Source organism: Pseudomonas farris, assembly GCF_019145235.1.
Classification (GTDB): domain Bacteria; phylum Pseudomonadota; class Gammaproteobacteria; order Pseudomonadales; family Pseudomonadaceae; genus Aquipseudomonas; species Aquipseudomonas farris.
On record NZ_JAHSTV010000004.1, the window covers coordinates 140,340 to 166,678 of the forward strand.

At 60.2% G+C, this 26,339-nt stretch carries 20 protein-coding genes; 8 read left to right on the forward strand and 12 right to left on the reverse strand.

Annotation, left to right across the window (positions count from 1 at the left end):
- Window positions 1-40: 40 nt before the first annotated feature.
- Together KVG95_RS09730 and KVG95_RS09735 are read right to left on the reverse strand one after the other, a co-directional pair.
- Entirely contained in the window at window positions 41-1,315 is a 1,275-nt protein-coding gene (locus KVG95_RS09730; RefSeq protein WP_217856003.1) for a glucarate dehydratase family protein, read from the reverse strand.
- Complete coding sequence (locus KVG95_RS09735) at window positions 1,312-2,709, reverse strand: MFS transporter (protein ID WP_217856005.1); 1,398 nt, start codon at window positions 2,707-2,709, stop codon at window positions 1,312-1,314. Before KVG95_RS09735 ends, KVG95_RS09730 begins: the two co-directional genes overlap by 4 nt.
- Before the next feature lie 106 nt (window positions 2,710-2,815).
- On the opposite strand from KVG95_RS09735, the gene KVG95_RS09740 reads away from it, so the two are divergent.
- A complete protein-coding gene (locus KVG95_RS09740; protein WP_123721814.1) occupies window positions 2,816-3,718 on the forward strand; it encodes a LysR family transcriptional regulator in 903 nt (300 codons plus the stop codon).
- Between the two features lie 76 nt (window positions 3,719-3,794).
- Here KVG95_RS09740 and KVG95_RS09745 read toward each other — a convergent pair whose 3' ends face one another.
- The gene (locus KVG95_RS09745; RefSeq protein ID WP_052963785.1) at window positions 3,795-4,124 is read right to left on the reverse strand and encodes a hypothetical protein; all 330 of its coding nucleotides are present in this window, start codon (window positions 4,122-4,124) and stop codon (window positions 3,795-3,797) included.
- A 241-nt stretch (window positions 4,125-4,365) separates the two neighbouring features.
- On the opposite strand from KVG95_RS09745, the gene KVG95_RS09750 reads away from it, so the two are divergent.
- Window positions 4,366-5,790: a homospermidine synthase gene (locus KVG95_RS09750; RefSeq protein WP_217856007.1), complete on the forward strand. Its 1,425-nt coding sequence runs from the start codon at window positions 4,366-4,368 to the stop codon at window positions 5,788-5,790.
- Window positions 5,791-5,826: 36 nt separating this feature from the next.
- Here KVG95_RS09750 and KVG95_RS09755 read toward each other — a convergent pair whose 3' ends face one another.
- Window positions 5,827-6,531, reverse strand: a complete 705-nt coding sequence (locus tag KVG95_RS09755; RefSeq protein ID WP_052963787.1) for a phosphoribosyltransferase — start codon at window positions 6,529-6,531, stop codon at window positions 5,827-5,829.
- A gap of 82 nt (window positions 6,532-6,613) precedes the next feature.
- Window positions 6,614-7,501, reverse strand: a complete 888-nt coding sequence (locus KVG95_RS09760; RefSeq protein WP_123721812.1) for a universal stress protein — start codon at window positions 7,499-7,501, stop codon at window positions 6,614-6,616.
- A 367-nt stretch (window positions 7,502-7,868) separates the two neighbouring features.
- Between KVG95_RS09760 and KVG95_RS09765 the strand changes: the two genes are divergently transcribed.
- A complete protein-coding gene (locus KVG95_RS09765) occupies window positions 7,869-9,092 on the forward strand; it encodes a DUF3422 domain-containing protein (RefSeq protein ID WP_217856009.1) in 1,224 nt (407 codons plus the stop codon).
- 174 nt (window positions 9,093-9,266) lie between these two features.
- A complete protein-coding gene (locus KVG95_RS09770) occupies window positions 9,267-11,453 on the forward strand; it encodes a TonB-dependent siderophore receptor (RefSeq protein ID WP_217856011.1) in 2,187 nt (728 codons plus the stop codon).
- A 204-nt stretch (window positions 11,454-11,657) separates the two neighbouring features.
- Here KVG95_RS09770 and KVG95_RS09775 read toward each other — a convergent pair whose 3' ends face one another.
- Entirely contained in the window at window positions 11,658-13,745 is a 2,088-nt protein-coding gene (locus tag KVG95_RS09775) for a TonB-dependent siderophore receptor (RefSeq protein WP_217856488.1), read from the reverse strand.
- Window positions 13,746-14,133: 388 nt separating this feature from the next.
- Between KVG95_RS09775 and KVG95_RS09780 the strand changes: the two genes are divergently transcribed.
- Both KVG95_RS09780 and KVG95_RS09785 read left to right on the forward strand, forming a co-directional pair.
- A complete protein-coding gene (locus tag KVG95_RS09780) occupies window positions 14,134-15,180 on the forward strand; it encodes a Rieske 2Fe-2S domain-containing protein (RefSeq protein ID WP_217856013.1) in 1,047 nt (348 codons plus the stop codon).
- Window positions 15,177-16,127, forward strand: coding sequence for a PDR/VanB family oxidoreductase (locus KVG95_RS09785; RefSeq protein WP_217856014.1), 951 nt, complete (start codon window positions 15,177-15,179; stop codon window positions 16,125-16,127). The genes KVG95_RS09780 and KVG95_RS09785 overlap by 4 nt, the downstream gene beginning before the upstream one ends.
- A gap of 11 nt (window positions 16,128-16,138) precedes the next feature.
- Here KVG95_RS09785 and KVG95_RS09790 read toward each other — a convergent pair whose 3' ends face one another.
- The 5 genes from KVG95_RS09790 to KVG95_RS09810 all read right to left on the reverse strand — a co-directional run bounded on the left by KVG95_RS09790 (window position 16,139) and on the right by KVG95_RS09810 (window position 22,631).
- Window positions 16,139-16,852 (reverse strand): GntR family transcriptional regulator, encoded by a 714-nt coding sequence (locus KVG95_RS09790; RefSeq protein ID WP_038983134.1) that lies wholly within the window; start codon window positions 16,850-16,852, stop codon window positions 16,139-16,141.
- 94 nt (window positions 16,853-16,946) lie between these two features.
- Window positions 16,947-18,188 (reverse strand): thiolase family protein, encoded by a 1,242-nt coding sequence (locus KVG95_RS09795; protein ID WP_217856016.1) that lies wholly within the window; start codon window positions 18,186-18,188, stop codon window positions 16,947-16,949.
- Window positions 18,185-20,068 (reverse strand): feruloyl-CoA synthase, encoded by a 1,884-nt coding sequence (locus tag KVG95_RS09800; RefSeq protein WP_217856018.1) that lies wholly within the window; start codon window positions 20,066-20,068, stop codon window positions 18,185-18,187. The genes KVG95_RS09795 and KVG95_RS09800 overlap by 4 nt, the downstream gene beginning before the upstream one ends.
- 155 nt (window positions 20,069-20,223) lie before the next feature.
- Entirely contained in the window at window positions 20,224-21,672 is a 1,449-nt protein-coding gene (locus tag KVG95_RS09805; RefSeq protein WP_217856020.1) for an aldehyde dehydrogenase, read from the reverse strand.
- A 128-nt stretch (window positions 21,673-21,800) separates the two neighbouring features.
- Window positions 21,801-22,631, reverse strand: coding sequence for a p-hydroxycinnamoyl CoA hydratase/lyase (locus KVG95_RS09810; protein ID WP_217856022.1), 831 nt, complete (start codon window positions 22,629-22,631; stop codon window positions 21,801-21,803).
- A gap of 211 nt (window positions 22,632-22,842) precedes the next feature.
- Between KVG95_RS09810 and KVG95_RS09815 the strand changes: the two genes are divergently transcribed.
- Window positions 22,843-23,331, forward strand: coding sequence for a MarR family winged helix-turn-helix transcriptional regulator (locus tag KVG95_RS09815; RefSeq protein ID WP_217856023.1), 489 nt, complete (start codon window positions 22,843-22,845; stop codon window positions 23,329-23,331).
- A gap of 56 nt (window positions 23,332-23,387) precedes the next feature.
- Here KVG95_RS09815 and KVG95_RS09820 read toward each other — a convergent pair whose 3' ends face one another.
- Window positions 23,388-24,698, reverse strand: coding sequence for an OprD family porin (locus KVG95_RS09820; protein ID WP_217856025.1), 1,311 nt, complete (start codon window positions 24,696-24,698; stop codon window positions 23,388-23,390).
- A 335-nt stretch (window positions 24,699-25,033) separates the two neighbouring features.
- Between KVG95_RS09820 and mhpT the strand changes: the two genes are divergently transcribed.
- Window positions 25,034-26,251 (forward strand): 3-(3-hydroxy-phenyl)propionate transporter MhpT, encoded by a 1,218-nt coding sequence (mhpT, locus tag KVG95_RS09825; protein WP_217856027.1) that lies wholly within the window; start codon window positions 25,034-25,036, stop codon window positions 26,249-26,251.
- Window positions 26,252-26,339 lie beyond the last annotated feature (88 nt).

Genomic DNA, 26,339 nt, shown 5'->3' on the forward strand with positions numbered 1-26,339 from the left:
AGCGCGAAGGACAGTCATCGATTTGTTCGGGAATGCGCGATCAAAACCGCGGTTTGATCGTCTCCCAGTCCGGCTTGTAACGCTGCATCTGCTTCACGTCATCGCGCTGACGAATGCCGCACGTCAGGTATTGATCATGAAGTTTGCCCAATTGATCGTGATCCAGCTCAAGACCCAACCCTGGCGCACGAGTGATTTTCACGCAACCATCGACGATGGGTAGCTTGCCGCCCTTGATCACCTCTTCGTCCGGTTCCTGCCAGGGGTAATGGGTGTCGCAGGCGTAATCGAGGTTGGGCACCGAGGCGGCGACATGCGCCATGGCCATCAGGCTGATGCCCAGGTGCGAATTGGAATGCATGGACACGCCAAGGCCGAAGGTGTCGCACATTTTCGCCAGCGCCTGAGTGTCGCGCAGGCCACCCCAGTAATGATGGTCGGCGAGCACGATCTGCACGCTGTTCAGGGCCACGCTGCGGCGGAACTCATCAAAGTCAGTGACCACCATATTGGTCGCCAGCGGCAGACCGGTGCGTTTGTGCAGTTCGGCCATGCCGTCGAGGCCCGGCGTCGGGTCTTCGTAATATTGCAGGTCATCGCCCAGCAGTTCTGCCATGCGAATCGAGGTTTCCAGCGACCAGTTGCCGTTCGGGTCGATGCGCAGCGGATAACCGGGAAAAGCTTTTTTCAGCGCCTTGATGCACGACACTTCGTGCTCCGGCGGCAGTGCCCCGGCCTTGAGTTTGATGCTCTTGAAACCGTAGGCCTCGATCATGCGCCGAGCCTGGGCGACGATCTGCTCTTCGTTCAGCGCCTCGCCCCAGCTGTCTGGTTTGTACGGTGAATCGATGTGTTGCGCGTACTTGAAGAACAGATAGGCGCTGAACGGCACCTCATCACGAATCGCCCCGCCCAGCAGGTCCACCAGCGGCACATTCAGGGAATGCGCCTGTAGATCGAGAAACGCCACTTCGAACGCCGAATATGCGTTGCTTACTGCTTTGCTGGCGTGAGAACCGGGCGCCAGTTCCGCACCGGCGATGCTCGGGGTTTTGTTTGCCGCCACGGTGGCCTGCACGATGGCGCGCAACTGGTTGAGGTTGAACGGGTCGAGACCGATCAGCTGATTTTGCAATTGCTGTTGAATCGCCAGCGCCGGGGCGTCGCCGTAGCTTTCGCCCAAGCCGATGTAGCCGTTATCGCTCTCGATCTCGATGATCGAGCGCAGCGCGAAGGGTTCGTGAATGCCACTGGCATTGAGCAGCGGCGGATCACGGAAGGCGATGGGGGTGACGGTGACGCGTTTGATTTTCAAGAGGCAGCTCCCTTTGGCTCGGTATTCAAGGCTTGATGACTGACAGGTTTTTTCGGTGCCGCGGCGTCGACCGGTTCACCGGTGAGCGAACTGCGCGTGTCGCCACGTGGTGCAGTGCGGGCAAAAAAGATCACCACGGCCGCGACCAGCGAAGTGGCCGCCAGGCCGTACAAACCGCCTTCGATAGAACCGGTGGTCTGTTCCAGGAACCCGAACGCGGTTGGCGCCACAAAGCCGCCGAGATTGCCGATGGAGTTGATCAAAGCGATTACTGCCGCAGCGATGCGCGCATCCAGATAGCCTTGGGGAATCGGCCAGAACAACGCCGAAGCCGCCTTGAAACCGATGGCCGCAAAACAAATGGCGACGAAGGCGAAGATCGGCCCGCCGGTGGTTGACATGAACATGCCGAACGCGGCAATCACCAGCGTCACGGCCACCCAGGCCTGCTGGTATTTCCATTTACTGGCCATGGCGGCGAAGCCATACATCGCCAGGATGGAAATGATCCACGGGATCGAATTGAACAGGCCGACCTGGAAGTCGCCCAGGTTACCCATCTTCTTGATCATGCTGGGCAGCCAGAACGTGGCGCCATAAATCGTCAGGGCGATGGAAAAGTAGATAAAGCAGAACAGGGCAATCTGCCGGTCGGCCAGCAATTTGAACATCGACGGTTTGACCGTCTGCACGGCTTCGCGAGCCTGCTGTTCCAAGGCAATGGCGCTTACCAGTGCGTCCTTTTCTTCGACGCTCAGCCATTTCGCCTCGCGTGGATGGGATTGCAGCCAGAACCAGACAAACCCACAGAGCACGATGGAAGCAAAGCCTTCAATCAGGAACATCCACTGCCAGCCATGTAGGCTGAGACCGCTGACGTGCAGCAGAGCGCCGGACAACGGACCGGAAATCACCGAAGCAATGGCCGAACCGCTGAGGAAAATCGCCATGGCCTTGCCCCGCTCGGTCGACGGTAGCCATTGGGTGAAGTAATAAATGATGCCGGGGAAAAACCCCGCCTCGGCGGCGCCGAGAATGAAGCGCAGTACATAGAAGCTGGTTTCGCCACGCACGAAGGCCATGGCCATCGCCGCCGCGCCCCAGGTGAACATGATGCGCGTCAGCCAGGCGCGGGCACCGTAGCGTTGCAGCAACATATTGGACGGTACTTCGAAGATCGCGTAACCGATGAAAAACAGCCCGGCGCCCAAGCCATAAGCCGCGGCGCCAATGCCCAGGTCGGTTTCCAGGTGACTGCGCACGAAGCCGATGTTGACCCGGTCGATGTAGTTGACGATGAACATCACCACAAACAGCGGCAGCACATGGCGCTTGACCTTGGCCGCTGCTCGGGCAAGGACTGTCGGGTCCGGCGGACTCTGATGGGTATTCAAGGGGCGACTCCCGTTCATTGTTTTTTTAGGGGAGAACCGATCATGGACGCGCCTATTGATCCCGTCTAATCTAACTTGGCACTCGATTGATACCCGGATTAGATCAATGTTCGAACTGACGCAACTGCGCTGCTTCACCACCGTGGCCACCGAACTCAACTTTCGCCGAGCCGCCGAACGGTTGAACATGACCCAACCGCCTCTTAGTCGCCAGATTCAATTGTTGGAGCACCACCTGGGCGTCGAGTTGTTCACCCGCAGCACGCGCAGCGTCGCCTTGACCGCCGCCGGTCGCGCCTTCTTCATCGAAGCGCAGAACCTGCTGGAGCGCGCTCAGCAAGCCGCCGTGACTGCCCGGCGTTTCGCCGAAGGCGACATCGGTACGGTCAATATCAGCTTCGTCGGCAGCGCGGTGTACGAATTCCTGCCCAAGGTCATCGCTGAAGCCCGGCTCAAACAGCCTCAGGTCAAAATCGATCTGTCGGAGATGAACACCTACCAGCAGCACGAGGCCCTTCGCGCCCGCCGGATCGATCTGGGCATCGTTCGCGCGCCGTTGCTGGAGCCGGGCTATGCCACCGAATGCCTGGTGCGTGAACCCTTCGTATTGGCCGTCCCCCACAATCATCGGCTGGCCAGCGCCGAAACCGTGTCCGTCAAAGACCTGGACGCACAACCCTTCCTCATGTACTCCCATGCGGCTTACCCGCCGTTCAACGAACTGCTGACCGGCATGCTCCGCTCGGCCCGCGTCGCCCCGGAATATGTGCAATGGCTCGGCTCGTCCCTGACCATCCTGGCTCTGGTGAACGCCGGAATGGGCCTGGCCCTGGTGCCGCGTTGCGCCACCAGTGTCGTGTTCAAGAACGTTGTGTTTCGCGATATCGATCTGGGGGAAGGCGTGCAGAGTGAGCTGCACTTGATCTGGCGCGAGAACAACGACAACCCGGCGTTTGCGATGTTGCTGGAGGGGATTCGAAAAGCTGTCAGAGAGGGGTGGGGATTGTGAGTTGTCGGCGTATGTTACGAGGCCCCCCCCGTAGGAGCAGCCTTCGGCAGCTCCTACAAATTAGCCGCCCTCCAGGCTACCGTTGCGCCAGTTCATGCTTGATGCATTGCTCGTAATACGTTTGCTTGATGTCGGAAGGCTTGAGGCGTGAGGGACTGTTATAGGTTTGTTCCGTGATCCCCATGGCTGTCATGCGCATCCACGGCCGGGGAAATTTGCGCGCTTGCAGTTTCCTGCGTGCCCCGTAAAGCGTGAGCCCGGAAAGCTTTGACGCTTGTGCGCCGGCAGCTATGTCCGAGCCCCAGCTGCAGACGAAACGACTGTTCTTGCTCAGGTCTTTTGCCTGAGCCTCAAGCGAGAGAGTCACCAGGACAAACGTTGCAGCCATCCATACCAAAGTCCGCATATCGCCAATGCCTAACCTTCTGAAAAGAAAGCAAGTTTGACAACGAAACGGACATCGGGGGGCCAGCAGTTCGCCTCATTCTCATCTGTTTTTTTGTTCTCGATCGGCACAGCAGAGTCTTCTTGACGGTGCCCGAAACTTTTTTGAGCTTTAACCGAGCCTTGCAGTCTCTAGATTGAGAGCGGCGTGGTTATCGACAGGTCATTTGCGGCGAACGCGCGGTCAGGCGGTGGAGGCATCGATGTCAGATCTTGAGCATGTCATTCAGCCCTTTAATGCCAGGTTGGTGATGATCGGCTCTGGCTGTATCGGAAAAGGCGTACTCCCGCTGCTATTGCGCCATCTTGAGATTGAACCGCAGCGACTGTTGATCCTCAGCCCCGATGACGATGGACGTTTGCTCGCGCAGGAATTTGGCGTCTCCCACCAAGCCGAGCAACTGGACCAGAGCAACTACGAGGCGGTGCTGGACCCTCTTTTGAGCGCTGGCGATTTCCTGCTCAACCTCTCGGTAGGTGTATCGAGCCTGTCCCTGATTCAGTTCGCCCAACGTAAAGGTGTGCTGTATCTGGACACCTGTATCGAGCCGTGGGAAGGCGGTTATGTCGACCCCGATAAATCCCTGTCCGAAAGATCCAACTATGCATTGAGGGAAGCGGCGCTTCAGCTTCGGGGTGAAAGTGCGCAAGGTCTGTCCACCGCCATGTTGACCCACGGTGCCAATCCGGGGCTGGTGTCCCACCTGGTCAAACAGGCACTGGTCAACCTCGCTGAAGATTTGGGTGACACAACGCCCCTGCCCGCTTCTCGTGAAGAATGGGCGCAACTGGCCAGCCGACTGAATATCCGCTGCATCCACATCGCCGAACGCGATTCGCAGTATTCATCGCAACATAAAATCGCCGATGAATTCGTCAACACCTGGTCCGTGAACGGTTTCATCAGTGAAGGCAGCCAACCGGCGGAGTTGGGTTGGGGCAGCCATGAGAAGGCGCTTCCCGAGGACGGCTATTACCACGCCTTCGGGTGCCAGGCCGGGATCTATCTGCAACGCCCCGGTGCCTCCACGCGGGTTCGCACCTGGACACCCTCGACGGGACCAACCCATGGGCTGCTCGTGACCCACAACGAAGCCCTGTCGATTGCCAACTACCTCACCCTTGGCCAGGGAAGGCAGCCGACTTACCGTCCGACCGTCCACTACGCCTATCGGCCCTGTGACGATGCCTTGCTATCGATGTATGAACTTGCCGAGCGCAACTGGAACCCCCAGAGCGGCGAGCGCCTGCTCGACGACGAAATCCTCGACGGCAGTGATGAACTCGGCGTGCTGCTGATGGGGCATGCCAGAAACAGTTATTGGTATGGCTCGCGCCTATCGATCCAGCAAGCCCGGGCTCTATGCCCCTATAACAGCGCCACTAGCCTGCAAGTGACGGCGGGAGTGCTGGCCGGCGTGATCTGGGCGATACGCAATCCTCAACGCGGCATTGTCGAACCGGATGAATTGCCCTTCAGGGAGATTCTGCAGATTTGCCTGCCCTACCTGGGAACTGTAGAAGGCATTTATTCCGACTGGACGCCGCTTACCGGACGTCACTCACTGATGCCCGAGCAGACCGATGAATCCGATCCATGGCAATTCGTGAACGTCAGGATTACTTGAAAGCCTGACGTGGTTTATTCCACGCCAGGCAACGGCTCAAATACCGGAACCGTTCTGAAATGAGTCGCCCGAACCGGACTCTCTTTGCCACGCCCGATGCAGAAGATCGATGACTTCTTCGTCCGAGGTCTGCGAAAAATCCGTGTACCAATAGCCGATCGAAATCAGCCAATCAGGGATCAGCGGGCAGATCAGCTCGTCCACTTCGTCGCGCAACGCCTCTGCCGTCTCAAGAGGTGCCACCGGCACGGCAACGACGATGCGAGAAGGCGCTTGCAGGCGCACGGCCTGTATCGCGGCCATCATCGTAGCCCCCGTCGCCAGGCCGTCATCGATCAGAATCACCACCTGATCCTTGAGCGCCACAGGTGCGCGCGATGCCCGGTATATACGCTCGCGACGCAATAATTCCTGGGTTTCTCGTGCAGTAACACCATCGAGCGTGCGTTGATCGATACCGTTCGCCCTCAGTACATCGTCATTGACAATTCGTATGTCGCCGCTGGCAATCGCGCCCATGGCGAGTTCCTGATGAGACGGTACTCCCAGCTTGCGCACCAGCATCAGGTCCAGGCGAACCTCCAGGGCCGTGGCCACTTCATAGGCGACCGGAACGCCGCCACGGGGCAAGGCAAGGACGATGACATCGGCTCTTTTAGCGTATTTAAGCAACGGTTCCACCAGGCCTCGGCCGGCATCAACCCGGTCATGCAAGATGGTTTGCAATGAAGGACTAGTCATTTGAAAACCTCCCTGGGGCGGGAGCCCCAAAAAACGGGCGTTCGTTTGACGGCGGCCATCATTCCAATAGGGACGTCCGCCCCTAGACCGCCAGAATGCTGCAAGGCACCTGGTACAGAATATGTTCCGTCGTGCTGCCAAGCAGCCGCTCCAGACCACGGTATTGAGCTCTGCCCATCACGATCACATCCACTTGATGCTCATTGGTGAATTCGCTCAGTACTGAGACAGGGTTCCCCATGATGAAATGCCGACAGTCAGCGGTCACACCGAACCGAGCGGCCAACTGGAGAAAAGACTTTTCCAGGTCGCTGCGCAACTCTCGGGTAAGCTCCGCGAGCGTCAGACCGCCGTCCATATCCGCCAGAAAGGCTGCCGAAATGTCACACGCGTACAGCAGATGCAGTTCGGCATTGCACTGCAGCGCAAGGCTCGACGCCTGCAGGATGATCCGGTCATTGAGTTCATTGTTCGAAGGCTCGGTGTCTGACACGTCAACCGCGGCCACCACTTTCTGCGGCAAGGCATGGCATTCACCCCCCACCAGATAAACCGGGACCGGGCAATGGCGCAACAAACGCCAATCCAGCGGCGTGAAGAACGCGCGCTTGAGCACGGGTTCATGCTGCACTTGCTTGATCAACAGATCGGGCTGCATTTGCGTGACATGGTCAAGGATGTCCTGACGCATGTTATCGGCCCATGCGACTTCGGTTGTCACCTCGATCCCCCGGCCTCGCATCTTTTCCGCCTGCTCATCGAGCCAGTCGCGGTGCTCCTGCAGGTAGGTCGCCCGGGCCATTTTGCGGTCGCCTTCTTCGAGCAGCGACAGAATGTCCAACGAGGGAATCAGGCCGGCAATGTGCAAGCTCGCCCCGCTGGCCTTGGCCAGGGCGGCGCCATGGTTTATCGCAGGCGAATGGCGCAGCAGCGGGTTGATGATCAGCAATAACCGTTGATACTGGCTCATGATCTGACTCCAGACAGGTTGATCCTCGACGCCGGCTCGAGAATCCAGCATCAGGCCCAGACTCCGCCATTAAAGCCTCTTAAGCGTTGATTTATATCAATTCCTTGAATGAGGCATTGCAGGGGCCACTTGAGAAGAATAGTTCACAACGGTGCTGTGCATCTCGTGCCGGACTCATCCGTGATGGCCGTTCGCCTGAAAAGGTAGCACCGCTGATGTAGGCGGATACTCCGCCTTCGCGGGCAAGCCCGCTCCCACAGGTTCCGTGCTTGGCTGATTGGCATTGGGCACCGCCAGGTTTTGTTTGTGACTCGGGTATTCGTCATCCTGTCCCAAGAACAAACAACTCCAACATGGCCCAAACAGCATGCATCCGCAAAGACTGATCCTGCACAACGAGTTGCACGCGCGCCCTTCTCTGTATTTCGACGAGCCCGCCCATGTATTTCATATGGCGTTTCTGGCGAATGACGGGCAGTGCGACACTCTGCTGAGTCGCTGCTGCCCCGGCCCGGTCGACCCGGATGCGGCCCAGGGCATCACCGAGCTGGAGGGCCATGCCTTGAAGTGGGAGCGGCACGCGGAGTTCCTGACGCTGACGCTGGTGGTGCCCTCCTCCAGTCACGAGCCATGCTGGAGCCCGCCACCCAGAGCCTTGATGGACCGGGTCGAACCCTTCATGCAGCACATGATCAACGCTGTGCAGATTGTGGTGCGCACCGATACATCCTTCTCTGGCAATCTGTCTGTTTATGGATTCAAAGATCCTAGCGGCTCTTGCATCGGTGGTGGCGATGCGACGGTCTGGAGCGATTTTCGCCTGAGCGCCGACGGCACCAACCGTTTCCTGTTCATTAACAAACGCCTGAATGCGTATCGGCTGGGACGGATGATCCGCCGCCTGCTGGAAATCGAAACCTACCGAATGATGGCTTCGCTTTCACTCATCACCGCGAAAGCCTTGAGCACTCAGCTCAACGTCTTCGACAAAACTCTGGTAAACCTCTCGGAACGTAACGCCGGCCCCGATACCGCAAATGCGAAAGCGTTGCTGACCGACATTGCCAACCTGTCAGCGCAGGTGGTCAGCAGCAGCGCAAAAACCCGACACCGCTTCAGCGCCACCCAAGCCTATGCACAACTGGTTTTCGAACGTTTGGGCGAACTGCGCGAAAGCCACGTGGGTGATTGCCAGCGACTGGGTATCTTCATCGAAAGACGCTTTAAACCCACGGTCAGATACTGCGCCGTCACCGAACAACGCCTGGAGCAACTGGCCGAAAGCGTGGCCAACCTCGGGGACTTGTTGCAGGCCCGTGTGCAGGTCGAAATGGAAGAGCAGAACTCGGAAATCCTGAAGAGCCTGAACGCCCGCGCCGATACTCAAATCAAAATCCAGCGCGCGGTCGAAGGCTTGTCGATTATCGCCATCACCTATTACTTGTTGAGCCTGTTCAAGCTGCTCTACTCGGGATTGCACGTCATGGGCGCGGACATTTCCGCGAGAGACGCCATGCTGGCCATGACCCCGATCGCGCTCTGTGTCCTGCTGTTTATTTTGATCAGGATCAGGAAAGCCAAAGAACATTGACCCACCGTAAAGCGCCCCTGCGCGATAATTGCCGTATGCGCCAGGGGCCATGCACTACCAGCCCTCAGGGCACACATCGCCTTTTCCAGTTTTAACCGACTCTTTCCTGAAGCGCACCCGGGCATCTATGCCCGGTATTCGCCAGCCCGGGAGCGCAGTCGTCGAGGAGTTTTCATGGATATGCTTTACCGGACCTCCCGCGAGGGAGTGCCCGCCCCGCGGTTCGCGTTCAATCCCCTGAACCTGGGCCTGCTGCTGGCCAGCGCGATGCCTTCGGCCTGGGCCGCCACCGAACTGCCGGCGGTGACCGTCACCGGCGAAGACACCTCCAGTTATCAGGTCGAAAGCGCTTCGGTCGGTGGTTTCGAAGCGGCGCCATTGCTCGATACGCCGGCCTCGATTTCGGTGGTCAATGAAGCCTTGATCAAGGATCAGCAAACGCGCCTGCTCAGCGAAGTGCTGCGCAACGACGCCTCGGTGGGTGAAAGCTACGCGCCGGTCGGTTACTACGAAAACTTCGTGGTGCGCGGTTTTTCCCTCAACTCCGCCAGCAGCTACAAGATCAACGGCCGCACCATCACCGGCGAGCAGAACGTCGGGCTGGAAAACAAACAGCAGGTGGAGGTGCTCAAGGGCCTTTCCGGCCTACAAAGCGGCGTCAGCGAGCCCGGCGGGCTGGTCAACTATGTGACCAAGCGGCCCGCTGATGTGCGTTCGGTCACCGTATCCACCGATGATCGCGGCAGCGGTTACCTGGCCACCGACGTCGGTGGCTGGTTCGGCAGCGAACAACAGTTCGGCCTGCGTGCCAACGTGGCCCATGAAGACCTGCATTCCTACGTCGAACACACCAATGGCCAGCGCGATTTCGCCTCGCTGGCCTTCGACTGGAACATCAGCCCCGATGCGCTGCTGCAACTGGATGCCGAGTACCAGACCAAGGAACAGCGCTCGGCACCGGGTTATCAATTGCTCGGCGGTTCCAGCCTGCCGCACCATGCCTCGCCGAAGAAGCTGCTGGCACACCAGAGCGGTTCGGAGCCGGTTACCACCGACGCGCTGAACCTCAACGGCAACTTCGAATACCGCTTCAGCGACCAGTGGAAAGGCAATCTCAGCGCTTCGCGCAGCCGGGTGGTGATCGATGACTACAGTTCGTTCGCCTGGGGCTGCTATGGCTCCGCCAGTTGCGCCAGCGCGGCAGTGCCGAACTACTTCAGCCCCGAGGGCGACTACGACATTTACGATTTCCGCAGCCCCGACGATACCCGCCGCAACGACGAGGTGCAGGCCACCCTCAGCGGCCGCTTCGAAACCGCCGGCCTGGGCCATGAACTCAGCGTCGGGACCAGCGCGTTCCGCCGCGTGGTGGACAAACGCGACGCCATCAACCAGATGATCGGCAGTGCCAACATCAACAGCGAGCCGGCTGATTTTGCTCGCTACGACGGGCCGCTCAACGATTCCTATCGACGTCTGGACAGCCGTCAGTACGGGTTGTTCTTCAATGACCGGATCAGCTTCAACGAGCAATGGCAAACCGTGCTCGGCGGGCGCGAAGTGCGCCTGGATGAAGAGACCTTCGACAGCCAGGGCGACACCACCCGGCACACCCAGCGCTATGTGTTCCTGCCCCAGGCCGCACTGATCTACAAGCCGCTGCAAAACCTGTCGCTGTACACCCGCTACAGCAAGGGCCTGTCCCTGGGCGGCGAAGCGGCGTGGTTCACCACCAATGCCTTTGAAATCCTAGCGCCCACCGTGTCGCGACAAATCGAGGCCGGCATCAAATACGACTGGCAGCGCATCAGCCTGGCCGCGGCGCTGTTCCAGATCCGTCAGGCCTATCAGTACTCGCGACCGAATGACGACGGCACGTTCACGTTCACCCAACAGGGCGAACAGAAGAACACCGGGCTGGAGCTCTCGGCCAATGGCTGGGCCAGCCAGCGTCTGCAGATTTCTGCCAGTGTCGCGGCGATCCGCGCGCGGGTCACCGACAGCGGCACGCCAGCTTATGAAGGCCACCAGACGATCAACGTTCCGACCTTGCGCGCCAGCCTCTACGGCGACTATGCCCTGCCCTGGTTCGACGGCCTGGCGCTGCTCGGCGGAGTGCAGTACAGCGCCAGCAAGTACGCCAACCGCCAGGGTGAAGTGCAGACCAGCGCCTACGCCATCTTCAACATCGGCAGCCGCTACAGCACGCGCATCGACGGTTACGACACGGTGTTCCGCCTGACCGTGGACAACCTGTTCGACAAACGCTACTGGCGTGATGCCGGTGAGTACATGGGCGATGGCTACCTGTTCCAGGGCGCGCCATTGACCGCGCGGCTGAGTGCCTCGATCAACTTCTGAGTCACCGGAACGAAAGAAGAGGTCGAAGCCTGATGGTACGGAACCTGTGGGGCGGGCTTGCTCGCGAAAGCGTCAGGTCAGCCAACACTGATGGTGACTGACACATCGCCTCCACGAGCAAGCCCGCTCCCACATTTTGAATTGGGTTGCGCCGGCTACTTGGGCTCGACACACAGCCCAAGCATCGCCGTCAATGCACAGGGGTCAGAATGTCACACTGGCGCTGAGGCGTGCCGTGCGCGGCTCGCCGACATTAACCTGCAACTGGCTGCCGGTGGAGGACGGGTAGTACTGTTTGTCGAACAGGTTGTCGACGTTGAATTGCAGCGAAGTCTTGTACCCGAACATCGGCGATTCCCAACGCACGAAGGCATCGGCCACGGTGTAGCTGCTCAACCAGAAATCGTTGGCGTTGTTCGCCGCACGCTCGCCGACGTAACGCGCGCCAGCACCGGTATGCCAGGCTCCGAATTCCGCAGGGACGTTCAGGTGATGCGTGAGGTACAGGCTCGCGGTGTGCTTCGGCGCGTTGGCGAGGCGGTGACCTTCGTCATCTGGATCGTCGAGGATTTCCGTGTGGGTGTAAGCGTAGGTGCCGATCAGGTCCCAGCGCTCGGCCACACGCCCGGTGATGTCCAGTTCCAGGCCCTGCGAACCGACCTTGCCCGCCGCCTCCGAGAGGCTGACACCATTGATCGTCTGGCTGGTCACGACGTTTTTCTTGACGATGTCGAACAGCGCAAGATTGATGTTCAGCCCCGGCAGCGGGTCGTACTTCGCGCCGACCTCGTAGCTGCGGCCCTCCTCCGGATCGAAGGTGTGGCCGGCATCGTCGACATCGGTATTGGGCTTGAATGAACGGCTGTAGTTGCCGTACAGCGACAAGGTATCGGTGGCTTTGTAGACCAGGCCCAAAAACGGCACAAAGGCATCGCCGTTATCGTCGCGGTTGACGGTGTAGCTGCTGCCGCGGCCCTGATCGCTGTACTGATCATAATGCTGCTGGCGACCACCGAGGACCAGGATCCAGCGATCGTCGAGGTGCCAGTTATCCTTGAAGTACACCGAGCTGGAGGTCAGCTGGTTGCTCAAGTCGCTTTGGGCAGCACTGACGAGATTGGGCTCGGCCAGACGACCATAAACCGGCGATGTGATGTCGAAGCCTGACCGTGCTGTATTACGGTAGGTTTTGCCGCGGAATTGGTCGGACGCTTCAGTATCCGCGCCGACCAGCAGGTCATGGCGTTGGCCGAACAGTTCCTGCTGGCCGATGAAATCCCAACTGGCGTAGCGGGTCTCATCGTCGTAGTGAGCGCCGTTGGCAGCACGTCGCAGATTGTTGCCGGTCAACGAACTCGGCTGGGCAATCGAGAGGCTGTAGCGGTCGTTGTTCCAGCCGTAGGTGACGCGGGTTTTCCAATCGTCATTCAACTGATACTCGAAACGCGCGGTGGCCACTTCACGAATACCGACGCTTTTGGCCCATTTTTCGTCGAGGCGCTTGTCGTAGTCGATGTCCGCCGGATGACCGTTGGTGAACACGGTGCCGCGGTCGAAGGGATTGGAGTATTCGTTGTACTCGTAGCTCAGCGTCAAGCTGGCGCGGTCGCCGGTCCAGCTCAGCGACGGTGCGACCAAAGTGCTCTCATTCACGCCGTAGTTGCGCCAGTAATCTTCATGGCCGCGTTCAGCAATCAGGCGATAGGCCAGGCCCGTATCTCCCATCGGCCCGGTGGTATCCACCGCCATGGTGCCGCCGCCTTCGCTATAGGCCGAGCCGCTCAGGGTCGTGCTCTGGGTGTATTCAGGCTTCTTGCTGATCACGTTGATCAATCCGCCGGGCTCCAGCGCACCGTACAGCATCGAAGCAGGCCCTTTGAGCACTTCGACACGATCCGTCGTGGCGCTGAAGTTGTGCCCCAGATTGGAACGCACGCCATCGCGCAGGATCGAGCCGTCATCGTTGGTACCAAAACCGCGCTTGACCAGCGAGTCCCGGGAGCCGCCCAGAGTGTTGCCCTGACTGACGCCGCTGACGAACTTCATGGCGTCGGCCAGCGAGCGCACCTGATAGTCGGCCAGGGTCTGCTGGGTGACCACATTGATCGATTGCGCCTCTTCCTTGATCGGCACATTGCTTTTGCTCGCCGTGCTGGCTTGAGAAGTGGTGTAGCTAGTGTCTTGGCTGACGCGGCTCGCCTGAATATCAGTGGTCGGCAGTTCGATGGCTTCCTGTGCCCATAAAGGACTGGCAAACATGACGCAGGAGAGTGTTGGCAACGCGTGTTTCATGAAGACCTTGCGGCGGGCAAAGGGGTGAGGATGGCTCAAGACGTCGCGCTCAATGAGTTAGTAGTAATGATTCTCATTGTATGATGCGACGTATTTCCAGTAAATACCCTCAGTATTATTAACTAACGAGTTATTAATCCGCCCCCTGGATGATGGTTTGTGAGTCACCAACCGTCAGCATCAACTCAAGCCCGGAGCGTTTTTCGACAAGCCCCGTGCCGAAAAAACAACCTTCCTCTGCGGTGGCCATCTGATCGACCGACCAATCGTCACAAGCCGACCAATGGATCCACTAAATCGTTAACAAACAGAATCAGTTTGACAAATACCCTATAAATCACCATTAATGGATCCACTAAATAACAACAAACAGCCTTGGAGAATCTCCATGTACCCCAAGAACACCTGGTACGTCGCCTGTACGCCCGATGAAATCGCCGACAAGCCGCTTGGCCGTCAGATCTGTGGTGAGAAGATGGTTTTTTACCGCGGGCATGAAGGCAAGGTGGCAGCTGTCGAGGACTTCTGCCCCCATCGCGGCGCACCGCTGTCTTTGGGCTATGTGGAAAACGGAAATCTGGTGTGCGGCTATCACGGCCTGGTGATGGGCTGCGACGGCAAGACCGTGGAAATGCCCGGGCAACGGGTTCGTGGCTTTCCGTGCAATAAGACATTCGCCGTGGTCGAGCGTTACGGATTTATCTGGGTCTGGCCCGGCGATCAGGCGTTGGCCGACCCGGTGCTGATCCATCATCTGGAATGGGCGGTCAGCGATGAGTGGGCCTATGGCGGCGGCCTGTTCCACATCCAGTGCGACTATCGCCTGATGATCGACAACCTGATGGACCTGACTCACGAAACCTACGTCCACGCGTCCAGCATCGGCCAAAAGGAAATCGACGAAGCACCGCCGGTGACCACGGTCGACGGCGACGAGGTGGTCACTGCCCGTCACATGGAAAACATCATGGCCCCGCCCTTCTGGCGCATGGCCCTGCGCGGCAACAATCTGGCCGACGATGTACCGGTGGACCGCTGGCAGATCTGCCGCTTCACCCCGCCCAGTCATGTGCTGATCGAAGTCGGTGTGGCCCATGCCGGAAAAGGTGGTTATCACGCCCCTCAACCGTTCAAGGCGTCGAGCATCGTCGTCGACTTCATCACGCCGCAAACCGAAACCTCGATCTGGTACTTCTGGGGCATGGCGCGCAATTTCAACCCGCAGGATGAAGCCTTGACCGCGAGCATTCGCGAGGGTCAGGGCAAGATTTTCAGCGAGGACCTGGAGATGCTCGAACGCCAGCAACAAAACCTGCTCAGCCATCCCCAGCGCAACTTGCTCAAGCTCAATATCGACGCCGGCGGCGTGCAGTCGCGCCGTGTTCTGGAGCGCCTTATCGCCCAGGAACAAACGCCGCAGGAGTCAATGGCATGATCGAAGTGCTGGTGGTATCCCGCAACAACGAAGCCCAGGACATCTGCAGCTACGAGCTGGCCAGTGTCGATGATCGACCGCTACCGACCTTCAGTGCCGGCGCGCATATCGATGTGCATCTGCCTGGCGGCTTGATCCGGCAATATTCCCTGTGTAACCACCCCGAAGAACGTCATCGCTACCTGATCGGCGTGCTCAAGGACCCGACCTCTCGCGGTGGCTCACTTACCATGCACGAGCAGATCCACCCCGGCACGCGGCTGTCTATCAGTGAGCCGCGCAACCTGTTTCCGTTAACCCATGAAGCCACGCGCAGCCTGCTCTTCGCCGGCGGTATCGGCATTACCCCAATCCTCTGCATGGCCGAGCGCCTGGCCCACAGCGGCGCAGATTTCGAGCTGCACTACTGCGCCCGTTCGCGAGAGCGCGCGGCCTTTGTCGAACGCCTGCAACACTCGGCTTTTGCCCACCGGGTGTTCCTGCATTTCGATCAGGAGCCCGACACTGCGTTGGACGCGGCCAAGGTCCTGGCCACGCCACACAATGACGTTCATTTATATGTGTGTGGCCCCGGTGGTTTTATGCAGCATGTGCTGGACACGGCCAAGGCCAAAGGCTGGCAGGAGCAATGCCTGCATCGCGAGTACTTCGCCGCCAATCCCGTCGACACAGGCGCCGATGGCAGTTTCTCGATCAAGGTCGCCAGCAGCGGCCAGGTCTTCGAGGTGCCGGCCGACAAGAGCGTGGTTCAGGTGCTGCAAAACCAGGGCATCGAGATCGCCATTTCCTGCGAACAGGGTATTTGTGGCACCTGCCTGACTCGGGTTCTGGAGGGTGTGCCGGAGCACCGTGACCTGTTCCTCACCGAGGATGAACAGGCCTGTAACGACCAATTCACCCCTTGCTGCTCGCGCTCGAAAACGCCGCTGCTGGTGCTGGATATCTGAAAGAATCGCGCCTATTCCGAGCGGAGAATGACCTTCATCCGCTCTTCGGCCGTCGCCGAGCCGAAGATCTCGGCATAACGTAACGTGGCGTTGGCGTGCTCGCGCATGATCGCTTCGGCACGCGCACCCTGGCGGTTGACCAGGGCGTCAAACACCGAATGGTGTTGCATGTGGGCGTAGTTGAAGCGTCGGTATTCCCGGACCATGTCGTTGCGGTCCACTGCCAGAGCTGTTACCGAAGCGAAGGGTAAATGATCGTTGCGCGCCAGTGCGTCGGCGATCGCCGGGTTGTGGCTGCCTTCGACAATCACTTCGTGAAAACGCATGTTGAGGTCGTGATAGACCTCCAGGTCCTCGATGGTCACAAACCCCTTGTCGAACAGCTGATCGCCCTGCATCAGGCACTGTTCAAGGGTCGCGCGGGCCTCGTCCGATAGCCCGCGCTCGGCGGTCTGACGCGCCGCCAGGCCTTCAAGGACACCCCGCACTTCAACCGCACCGGCAATGTCGTCGGGGCTGACCGAGCGCACCTGAAACCCGCGCCCGCCAAAGCGCACCAGCAAGCCTTCCTGCTCCAGTGTGCGGAACGCCATGCGCACCGGCATTCGCGAAACACCGAACAATTGCGCCGTGGGAATTTCCATCAAGCGCTCGCCAGCCGCCAGCTCGCCCGAGGCGATCATCTTGCGCAACGCGACCAGCACCGTTTGACCGGGCTTACTCATCCAGGCAATTTCCAGAAAAGGTGGGTCTGCATAGTAACGCAAGACAGTGACGCAAGGATTAGGCTGACTGCAGCAAAGACCTCGGGGTTCTGCTTCAGCCTTGATACGCCGGGTTTTCGATCAGCAGAGCCATGCCCTGGCCGCCACCGACACACGCGGCCGCAATGCCATAACGCAGATTACCCTGACGTAATTGCCTGGCCAGGGTCAGCACCAGGCGCAAACCCGTGGCGGCCAAAGGATGTCCCAAAGCAATCGAACCGCCCCGCCGGTTGAGCCGGTCACCGTCCAATTCAAGCACCTGAGCCACAGCCAGCACCTGAGCGGCCTGGGCCTCATTGATTTCCAGCAAGCCGATTTCACCAAGGGCCAGCCCGCTGCGTTGCAACAGCAACTGGATGGCTGGCGCCGGCCCTATCCCCATGAATTCCGGTGCCACGCCTACCACGGCACTGGCCAGCAAATGGGCCAACGCCGGACGCCGGGCGGCAGACGCTCGCCCCACCAGCGCGGCTGCCGCGCCATCGACCACCGCGCAACTATTGCCGGCCGTTTGTACACCGCCGGCATGCACCGCTCGCAACCGGCCCAAGGCGTCCAGATCGGTGGGTCGCGGATGACTATCGCGAGTCACGCGGTCTACGCCCCGTGGCAACTGGATACTGCGTGGCTGATAGCCGGCCAGTTCAAAGCGCTCATTGCCGAGCGCTACCAGCTCCGGTTCAAACCAACCATCGGCCTGGGCCTGCAGCGCCAATTGATGGCTGTCGAGGGCGAAGCGATCCACCTCTTCGCGGCTCAGGCCATGCCGCCGGGCCAGGTTGTCGGCGGTGGCGATCATGTCTACGCCCGGGGCCGGGTCGTAGAGGGCCTCCCAGAGAAAGTCCTTGAATTCCACGCCCGCACCGAGCCGGAAGCCACCTCGGTGGGTGTAGGCGGCAATCGGGTTGCGCGACATGGATTCGGCCGCCACGCACAGGGCCAACTGCACACCATCATCCAGCTGCCTGGCGGCCTGCCGCAAGAGTTCGAAACCGGTGGCGCAGATGCGCTGCACACCCAGTGCCGGGATCCCTTGCGGCACGCCACTATAAATGCCGATATGTCGGGGAAGCAGGTAGGCGTCAAAACTGGCTTGAGCCATGGAGCCAGCGAGCACGCTATCGACCGAGGATGGGTCGATAGCAGCGCGGGCCAGCACCTCGCGCCCCACCTTGATTCCCAGGTCGATCGGCGAAACCTGGGCCAAGGCCCCGCCGAGATCGACCCAAGGCGTGCGCAGTGCTTCGAAAATGGCCACATCGTCAAAGCTCGAATACTGCCCCGCACCGCTCACGGCAGAGGTCCGGCACGCAAGATGGAAGGTTCTTCGCCGCGATACAGCGCCTCGACCTTGTTGGCGCGCCACTGCAGCACCGCGCGCTGGTTGATCGAGCCCTTGTCGGTGATTTCACCGCGGTCGATGGAGGCGGGTTCGTCGAGCAGCGCGATCCATTCCAGGCGGCTGGCATTACCAGTAGCGTCGCGATTGAGCCGTTGCAGCCAATCTCCGAACCACTGACGCACCGGCGCGCTGGCCAGGACTTCGGCATCGCTGGCGTCCGCACTCAAACCGGCCAGACGTCGGCATTCGTAAAGACGGGGAAAGACCAGCGCACCCAGGCACTCGCGGTCCGGCGCGGCCACCACCAAGTCCTGAACATAGGGTGAGCCCTCGAGCACCGCGCGATTACGCAACGGGCCGACGCTGACAAACACACCGGAGCTCAGTTTGAAGTCCTCGGCGATGCGCCCGTCAAACATCAACCCCAGTTGCGGATCGCGGGCGTCGGCCAGTTTCAACGCGTCGCCGGAACAGTAGAAGCCCTGCTCGTCGAACACTTCGGCGGTCTGCTGTGGCGCACGCCAGTAGCCCGGCATGATGTGCGGCCCGCGAAAACGCCCCTCCAGTTTGCCGTCCACCGGCACCAGCCGCACTTCGCAACCGGGTGCCGGCAGGCCGATGTAGCCGGCCATGGACAATGGCCCCGTGGTGAACGTGCAGGACGGTGCCGCCTCAGTCATGCCGAGCCCGGCCATCATGCGAATGCGTTCGCCACAATGCTGTTCGGCGACCCGGTCCAGGCGATCCCAAACGCGTTGGGACAAGCCGGCGGCGGCGAAAAAGAACAGTTTCATGCGCGAGAAGAAACGTTCGCGCAGCTCGCCGTCCTGCTCCAGCGCGTTGACCAGTTCTTCCCAGCCTTTGGGCACGGTGAGGTACGCAGTGGGCGATATTTCCTTGAGGTTGCGCAGTGTTTCAGCAAAACCCTGGACGGTCGGCTTGCCGTCGTCCAGGTAAAAGGTGCCGCCGTTGTACAGCACGATCCCGACGTTATGGCTGCCGCCGAAGGTGTGATTCCACGGCAGCCAGTCCACCAGCACCGGAGGTTCTTCGCCGAACACCGGGAAGGTCTGCAACAGCATCTGCTGGTTAGCGCAGAGCATGCGCTGGGTGGTGATCACTGCCTTGGGCAACTTGGTGGAGCCTGAGGTAAACAGGAACTTGGCAATGCTGTCCGGCCCGGTAGCCGCGAAAGCGCAATCGGCCTCGGCACCGCCGGGTTGTTCCAGCAGGCTGGCAAAGCTCACCTGATGGCGGCCAGGAATTTGACCGCGCACGGTGATCAGCGGTGTTTCGGCCGGCAGCACCGCATCGATCGCCCGCTGATAGGCCGCAGCGTCGCTGACAAACACCAGGCCCGGCTTCAACAGATTGCAGACATGCTTCAGCTTGGCGAAATCCTGGGACAACAACGAATAGGCCGGTGAGATCGGGCTATAGGGAATGCCGGCGTACATGGCACCCAAAGCAATTTGCAGATGCTCGATGTCGTTGCCCGAGAGGATCGCCAGCGGTCGTTCGGCCGAAAGCCCATAACTGAGCAGGCATTGGGCAATGGCGCGGACGCTGGTCAGCATCTCGGCGTAACTCACCCGGCGCCAGTCGCCGCCGTTCTGGCGAGCAGCGATAAAGGTCTGCTGCGGGCGCAAATGGGCCCAATGCACCAGGCGATCCAGCAAACGTACAGGCAACTTGGCCAAGGGTTCCAGGGAGCGCATGTGCAGGATGCCCTGCTCTTCGCTGACCTCGACCGCAGGATGACCGATGGACACTTGGCGATAGCGCGGCGCATTGGCTTCGGTCTGGGGTGGCGATCTGAATTCGGAACTCACGTGCTTGTCCTCCGTCAAGGCACGCCACCGGCTCGCAGCAATGCGTTCAACCGGGGCATGGCAGCCTGTGGCTGCAGCCTTGTTATTGTTATGTCTGCCTGCACTGGGCAGCGATTGCTTTCAAGCGTTCGCTCGCCCGACAGTGCGGCGGATACTCAGATCGGGTAGTGCCGCGGTCCGTTCTGCAAGGTCACCCAGCGTAACTGGGTGAAATGCTCGATGGACGCCTTGCCGCCAAAACTGCCATAGCCGCTGGACTTGACTCCGCCGAAAGGCATCTGCGCCTCGTCGTGCACGGTCGGGCCGTTGATATGGCAGATGCCAGACTCGACCCGCTGGGCCAGGGCCAAAGCACGGCCGGTGTCGCGACTGAAAATCGCCGCCGACAGACCGAACTCGGAATCGTTGGCCAGGCGCAACAGTGCTTCATCGCCCTCGCTGCGCAACACCACCGCCACCGGGCCGAAGGACTCTTCGCGGTACAGGCGCATGGCATCGGTGACGCCGTCGAGCAAGGTCGGCTGCAGAATGCTGCCCTCCAACTGGCCACCCGTGACCAGGGTGGCACCCTTGTCGAGGGCATCGTCGATCAACAGTTTGATGCGTTCACCGGCGCTGCTGTCAACCAGTGAACCGAGCACCGAACCTTCGGCGTTGGGGTTGCCGGCGGGCAAGGTGGCGATCTTCGCCGCGAGTTTGGCGACAAAGGCATCGGCCACTTTGGCATCGACGATCAGGCGCTCGGTAGACATGCAGATCTGCCCCTGATTAAAGAAGGCGCCGAAGGCTGCAGCCTCCACCGCCGCATCCAGGTCGGCATCCTCCAACACCAGGAATGGCGCCTTGCCTCCCAGTTCCAGCAACGCCGGTTTGAGATGACGTGCCGACAGTTCACCGACGATACGCCCGACATGGGTCGAGCCGGTGAAGTTGACCCGACGCACCGCCGGATTGGCGATCAGCCGCTCGACAATCGCCGCAGCATCCCGGGGCGCATTGCTGATGACGTTGACCACGCCGTCCCCGAGGCCTGCGTCCTGCAACACCTGGCCGATCAGCCGGTGCACCGCCGGGCTCAGTTCCGACGCCTTGAGCACCACGGTGTTGCCGCAGGCCAACGGCATGGCGATGGCGCGAGTGGCGAGGATCACCGGAGCGTTCCAGGGCGCGATACCCAGCACCACGCCGCAGGGTTGACGCAAGGCCATGGCGAAGCTGCCGGGCACATCGGAGGGAATGACTTCGCCGGTGATCTGAGTGGTCATGCACGCGGCTTCGCGCAGCATGTTGGACGCCAGATGCACATTGAAACCGTACCAGTTGGCCATGGCGCCGGTCTCGCCGGCTGCCGCGATGAATTCCGCGCTGCGGGCCTGCAACTGCTCGGCCGCACGCAACAACCGGGTGCGTCGTTCATTGGGGGCCAAGGCCGCCCAGGCGGGGAATGCCGCTTTGGCCGCGGCCACGGCGGCGTCGGCATCTTCCAGGGTGGCGGCGGCAACCCGCGACACGACTTCGCCGGTCACCGGATTACGCCGTTCGAAGGTTCGTCCGTCTCGGGCGGGGCACGACTGGCCGCCGATCAGCAGGGGCACGTCCAGCATGGTGATTCCTCTTTATTGTCTTTATCGGGAATACGTTCGAGGGGCTCACAGTAGCGCCTGGGCGCCGGGGCGAACAGCTGGCGGACGCTCGATCGCCCGGCCAGCTCGCCCTGATTCAATGCCGGGGTTCAGCGTTTGTAAGCCTGCAAACCGGGCTTGATGCTCTTGTCGTCGAGGAACTGCTTCATGCCCTGCTCGCGGCCACCTTCGGTGTCCAGCAGGCGCGACTGATCGAGCTTGGCGTAGAGGTAATCTTCGTTCTGCTCCCAAGTCAGTTCGCGGCAACGCTTGAAGCCGTGCTTGGCCGCCCGCAGCACCACCGGGTTTTTCTCCAGCAGGTTACGCGCCAGCTCGATTGTCACTTCACGCAGTTGTGCCAAGGGTACGCTCTCGTTGACTAGGCCCATCTCGGCGGCTTTCTGCCCGCCAAAGGTCTTGCCGGTCATGATGTAGTACAGCGACTGCCGATGGCCCACGGTGTCGGCCATGGCCTTGCTCACCAAGTTGCCTGGCGGGATGCCCCAGTTGATTTCCGACAGGCCGAAGGTCGCTTCATCGGCGCAGATCGCCAGGTCGCAGGCCACCAGCGGGCTGAAACCGCCACCGAAGCACCAACCGTTGACCATGGCGATGGTTGGCTTGGCGTACATTCGCAGCAGTTTCCATTGCCATTGAGAGGCTTCGCGGCGAATTTTTTCCTGAAGGATTTCCGGGCCGGCGTCCACTTCGCGGAAGTATTCCTTGAGGTCCATGCCGGCGGTCCAGGCGTCACCCGCACCGGTCAGCACCAGCACACCGGCGTCTGGATCCTGCTCCAGGGTTTCCAGAACGTCGATCATCTCGCGGTTCAGGGTCGGGCTCATGGCGTTGCGTTTTTCCGGGCGATTGAGGATAACCCAGGCAATGCCTTCCTCGATTTCCACGTTGACCGTTGTCCAGCGACCTTCGTAATTGCTCATGGCGTTGCTCTCTTGTTCTTGGCTTGACGATGGGTAAAAACTAAACCCGAATATTAGTTATGTCAATTAACTATTAATCAAATTAACCAAATGTTTTTCGTCACGAAAACAGGCGCAACGCCCAGAGATCTGAAAGAGGTCATGGCTATCCCCGGCCAATCTCGGCAAACTAGATAGTCTTCTTAACCGCCAGCCGAGGATTCACCCTGTAATGGCCAAGTCTTCCAAGATTGCCGCCGCCCCCGAGGCCCCTGTCGACAGCGCCGAAACCCAGGCGCCGCTGGATTCCGCCCTGGACGATCTGATCGGTTACGCCATGCGCCGGGCGCAGCTGAAACTGTTCCAGAACCTGATCGGCCGGCTCTCGGCCCACGACTTGCGACCGGCCCAGTTCTCGGCGCTGGCGATCATCGACCAGAACCCCGGCCTGATGCAGGCCGACCTGGCCAAGGCCTTGACCATCGAGCCACCGCAAGTGGTGCCGCTGCTGAACAAACTGGAAAGCCGCGCGCTGGCGGTGCGGGTGCGCTGCAAACCGGACAAGCGCTCCTATGGGATTTTTCTCAGCAAGACCGGCGAGGCCCTGCTCAAGGAGCTGAAACTGATCGCTGCCGAGAGCGACATGGATGCAACGTCCAACCTCGACAGCCAGGAACGCGAAGACCTGCTCAGGCTGCTGAAGAAGGTCTATCAGGCCTGAAACGCCAACGCCGGCGCGTTCCTGGGGAACGGCCGGCTTCATGACAGGTAAACGACTTACCAGATCGGCACGGTGTAGAGCACCAGAAAGCGGGTCTGGTTTTCATCGCGAAATGCCGCGCCGGCGGGGAAGTCATTGCGATAGATCGACTTGCGCGCCATCAGCCCGACGTTCTTCAGCGGGCCACTCTGGATCACATACCCCAGCTCCATCTGGAATTCTCGCTCCTTGCGGTCGTCGGCATTCAGCGCCGTCAGCTCGATATGGTCACCGCGCACATAACGCAGCCGGCTCTTCAGGCCAGGCACCCCGACGGCGGTGAAGTCATAGTCGTACATCGCTTGCCAGGTCCGTTCCTTGGCATTGAGGAAGTCCGAACTCATGGTCAGCTCACTCATGCCCATCAACTCGGTACCCGACACATAAGGTGTCGCTGTATCTCCACTGGCGTGCATATAGCCCAGGCTCAGGCGATGGCCGCCAAAGCGATAGCCGAACAGCGCCGACAGGTTGCGGTTGTCCACCTTGCCGGCCTTGGCGCTGCCATCTTCGTCGCTGAAAAAACTGCGCAGATCGGTGGTCAGCGTGCCCTCGCCCACCTGCAGATTGTGCAGCAAGGCCAGGGTGTTCTGCTGGTACAGGTCCGCCACTTCGGCGTGATAGGCGCGCAGACTGAGGTCTTTGTTCACCTGATAATCGCCGCCGACATAGGCCATGTGCGATGAGGTGGCCGCGCTATTGAAACGCCGGTTCGGCGAGGCGATACTCATCGGCTGGTAGTCGGTGGAATCACGCTTGTTGATGCGATCGATGTAGCCGGTGTTAAGGGTCAGCCCGTCGATGTCCTTGGAACTGAGGGTGGTGCCGCGAAAAGTCTGCGGCAACAGCCGCGACGGGCTGGCGAAAGCGAACGGCAGGAAGATCGACACATCACCGGTCTTCACCGTGGTCTGGGCAAAACGCATCTTGGCGGTCATGGCCAGGCGCGAATATTCGTCCGCCGCGCGCTTGTCGCTGCTGGACACCGGCAGCAACTCGGTGCCGCTGCGGTCCGGCGACGAGTCCAGCTTCACCCCCATCAGCCCGCGGGCATCCAGGCCGAAGCCGACAGTCCCCGGGGTGAAGCCCGACTCCACATTCATGATGAAACCCTGAGCCCATTCCCTGGCCGCGGTTTTCGCTCCGTCATCCTTGTAGTCGCGATCCAGGTAGTAATTGCGCAAGGTGAAGGTGCCGTGGCTGTCGTCGATGAAGCCTTCGGCCAGCGCCGGGGTGGCAATCACACTCAAGCCCAACAGGACCAGGCAAGGTGCGCGAACAGGTAAGGCTGAAGTCGCCGCAAGGGCGTTCCAAGGGAGCTTTGGCATGTTCGATGTCCACTTATTGTTGTTGTTTTTTGAACGGGATCGCCAGGGTTGTTCCAAGGATCTCAGGCCAGAGAATGGAAACAGCCGAGGGGTGGCGTCAATCCACAATGACCGATAACCGAACATTAATATTATTATCTATTTTTTAGATCCATCTTACTCAATGAGTCATGACGTTGATTTTAATGAGATTAATGCCATTTTTTGGCCAACAACCTTGGTCGTTCATTTTTTAGTTATCTTTGTTAATCTTAATTCCAGCCTGTCATCGCTTGAGACGAGCAGGCTCGCGTTCCCCCGTCAGCACACCAACAAAAACAATAATGAGGTTCGCCATGGACACCCCATCACGTCGTACGACGCTGACCATCGCCCTGTGTTTTATCGTTGCACTGATTGAAGGCTTCGACCTGCAAGCTGCCGGCACTGCCGCCGCGGGCCTGCGCCAGACCTTTGCCCTGGACCCGAAAATGATGGGCTGGGTGTTCAGTGCCGGCATCATCGGCTTGCTGCCGGGCGCCTTCTTCGGCGGCTGGATTGCCGATCGCATCGGTCGCAAGAAAATCCTCATCGGCGCCGTGTTGCTGTTCGGCGTGTTCTCGCTCAGCACTGCCTATGTCAGCACTTTCTCCGGCCTGCTGCTGGCGCGCTTCATGACCGGCCTGGGCCTGGGCGCCGCCCTGCCCAACCTGATCGCCCTGTGCGCCGAAGCCGTGGGTGAGCAGCGCCGAGGTACTGCCATCAGCATCATGTATGCCGGCGTGCCGTTGGGTGGAGCGCTGGCGGCGGTGGTCGCCATGCTGTTCACCGATCATTGGCAGGCGACCTTCATCATCGGCGGTCTCGCGCCGTTGCTGGTGGTGCCGCTGATGATCCTGTTGCTGCCCGAGTCCAGCGCCTTTCGCCAGCAGCAAGGGACTGTCAATGTGGAGCGCGCCTCAACCGGCCAGGCACTGTTCGGCGAAGGCCGGGCTCGCGTCACCCTGGCGTTGTGGTTGAGCTACTTCTTCACCTTGACCGTGATGTACATGCTGCTCAACTGGCTGCCATCACTGCTGCTGGAACAGGGTTTCAGCAAACCTCAGGCAGGCCTGGTGCAGATGCTGTTCAATATCGGCGGCGCCCTCGGCTCCCTGCTCGGCGGACTGCTGCTGGATCGCTGCAACGGCATCAAGGTGGTGCTGTTTGTCTATACCGGGTTGCTGGTGGCGCTGGCCGGGGTCGGCCTGTCGGTGGGCATTGTTCCGCTGGGCATCGCCGGGTTTGCCGCGGGGTTGTTTGTGATGGCTGCGCAACTGGTGCTTTACGCGCTGGCACCGCCGTCGTACCCGACTTCGGTGCGTGCCACCGGCGTCGGCGCGGCAGTGGCCATCGGTCGCTTGGGGTCAGTCGCCGGGCCCTTGGCTGCGGGGCAGATTCTGGCAGCCGGAGCCGGCACCACCGGGGTATTGCTGGCGACCTCCCCCGGGTTGGTGATTGCAGCACTGACCATCATCAGCGTGATTGCCCGTTCAGCCCCACTGACTGTATCGATGGAAAAGGCCAAAGCCTGATGCCTGTCAGTTAACGCGAGACCTGTGGGAGCGGGCTTGCTCGCGAAGGCGGCGGCACAGGCAACATTGATGTCGTCTGACACTCCGC

Coding starts and splice junctions, on each gene's coding strand:
- KVG95_RS09755 (WP_052963787.1), bottom strand. CDS start 6,531: ATGACTAGTCCTTCATTGCAAACCATCTTGCATGACCGGGTTGATGCC.
- KVG95_RS09760 (WP_123721812.1), bottom strand. CDS start 7,501: ATGAGCCAGTATCAACGGTTATTGCTGATCATCAACCCGCTGCTGCGC.
- KVG95_RS09765 (WP_217856009.1), top strand. CDS start 7,869: ATGCATCCGCAAAGACTGATCCTGCACAACGAGTTGCACGCGCGCCCT.
- KVG95_RS09790 (WP_038983134.1), bottom strand. CDS start 16,852: ATGAGTAAGCCCGGTCAAACGGTGCTGGTCGCGTTGCGCAAGATGATC.
- KVG95_RS09785 (WP_217856014.1), top strand. CDS start 15,177: ATGATCGAAGTGCTGGTGGTATCCCGCAACAACGAAGCCCAGGACATC.
- KVG95_RS09805 (WP_217856020.1), bottom strand. CDS start 21,672: ATGCTGGACGTGCCCCTGCTGATCGGCGGCCAGTCGTGCCCCGCCCGA.
- KVG95_RS09750 (WP_217856007.1), top strand. CDS start 4,366: ATGTCAGATCTTGAGCATGTCATTCAGCCCTTTAATGCCAGGTTGGTG.
- KVG95_RS09740 (WP_123721814.1), top strand. CDS start 2,816: ATGTTCGAACTGACGCAACTGCGCTGCTTCACCACCGTGGCCACCGAA.
- KVG95_RS09820 (WP_217856025.1), bottom strand. CDS start 24,698: ATGCCAAAGCTCCCTTGGAACGCCCTTGCGGCGACTTCAGCCTTACCT.
- KVG95_RS09810 (WP_217856022.1), bottom strand. CDS start 22,631: ATGAGCAATTACGAAGGTCGCTGGACAACGGTCAACGTGGAAATCGAG.
- mhpT (WP_217856027.1), top strand. CDS start 25,034: ATGGACACCCCATCACGTCGTACGACGCTGACCATCGCCCTGTGTTTT.
- KVG95_RS09815 (WP_217856023.1), top strand. CDS start 22,843: ATGGCCAAGTCTTCCAAGATTGCCGCCGCCCCCGAGGCCCCTGTCGAC.
- KVG95_RS09780 (WP_217856013.1), top strand. CDS start 14,134: ATGTACCCCAAGAACACCTGGTACGTCGCCTGTACGCCCGATGAAATC.
- KVG95_RS09745 (WP_052963785.1), bottom strand. CDS start 4,124: ATGCGGACTTTGGTATGGATGGCTGCAACGTTTGTCCTGGTGACTCTC.
- KVG95_RS09775 (WP_217856488.1), bottom strand. CDS start 13,745: ATGAAACACGCGTTGCCAACACTCTCCTGCGTCATGTTTGCCAGTCCT.
- KVG95_RS09770 (WP_217856011.1), top strand. CDS start 9,267: ATGGATATGCTTTACCGGACCTCCCGCGAGGGAGTGCCCGCCCCGCGG.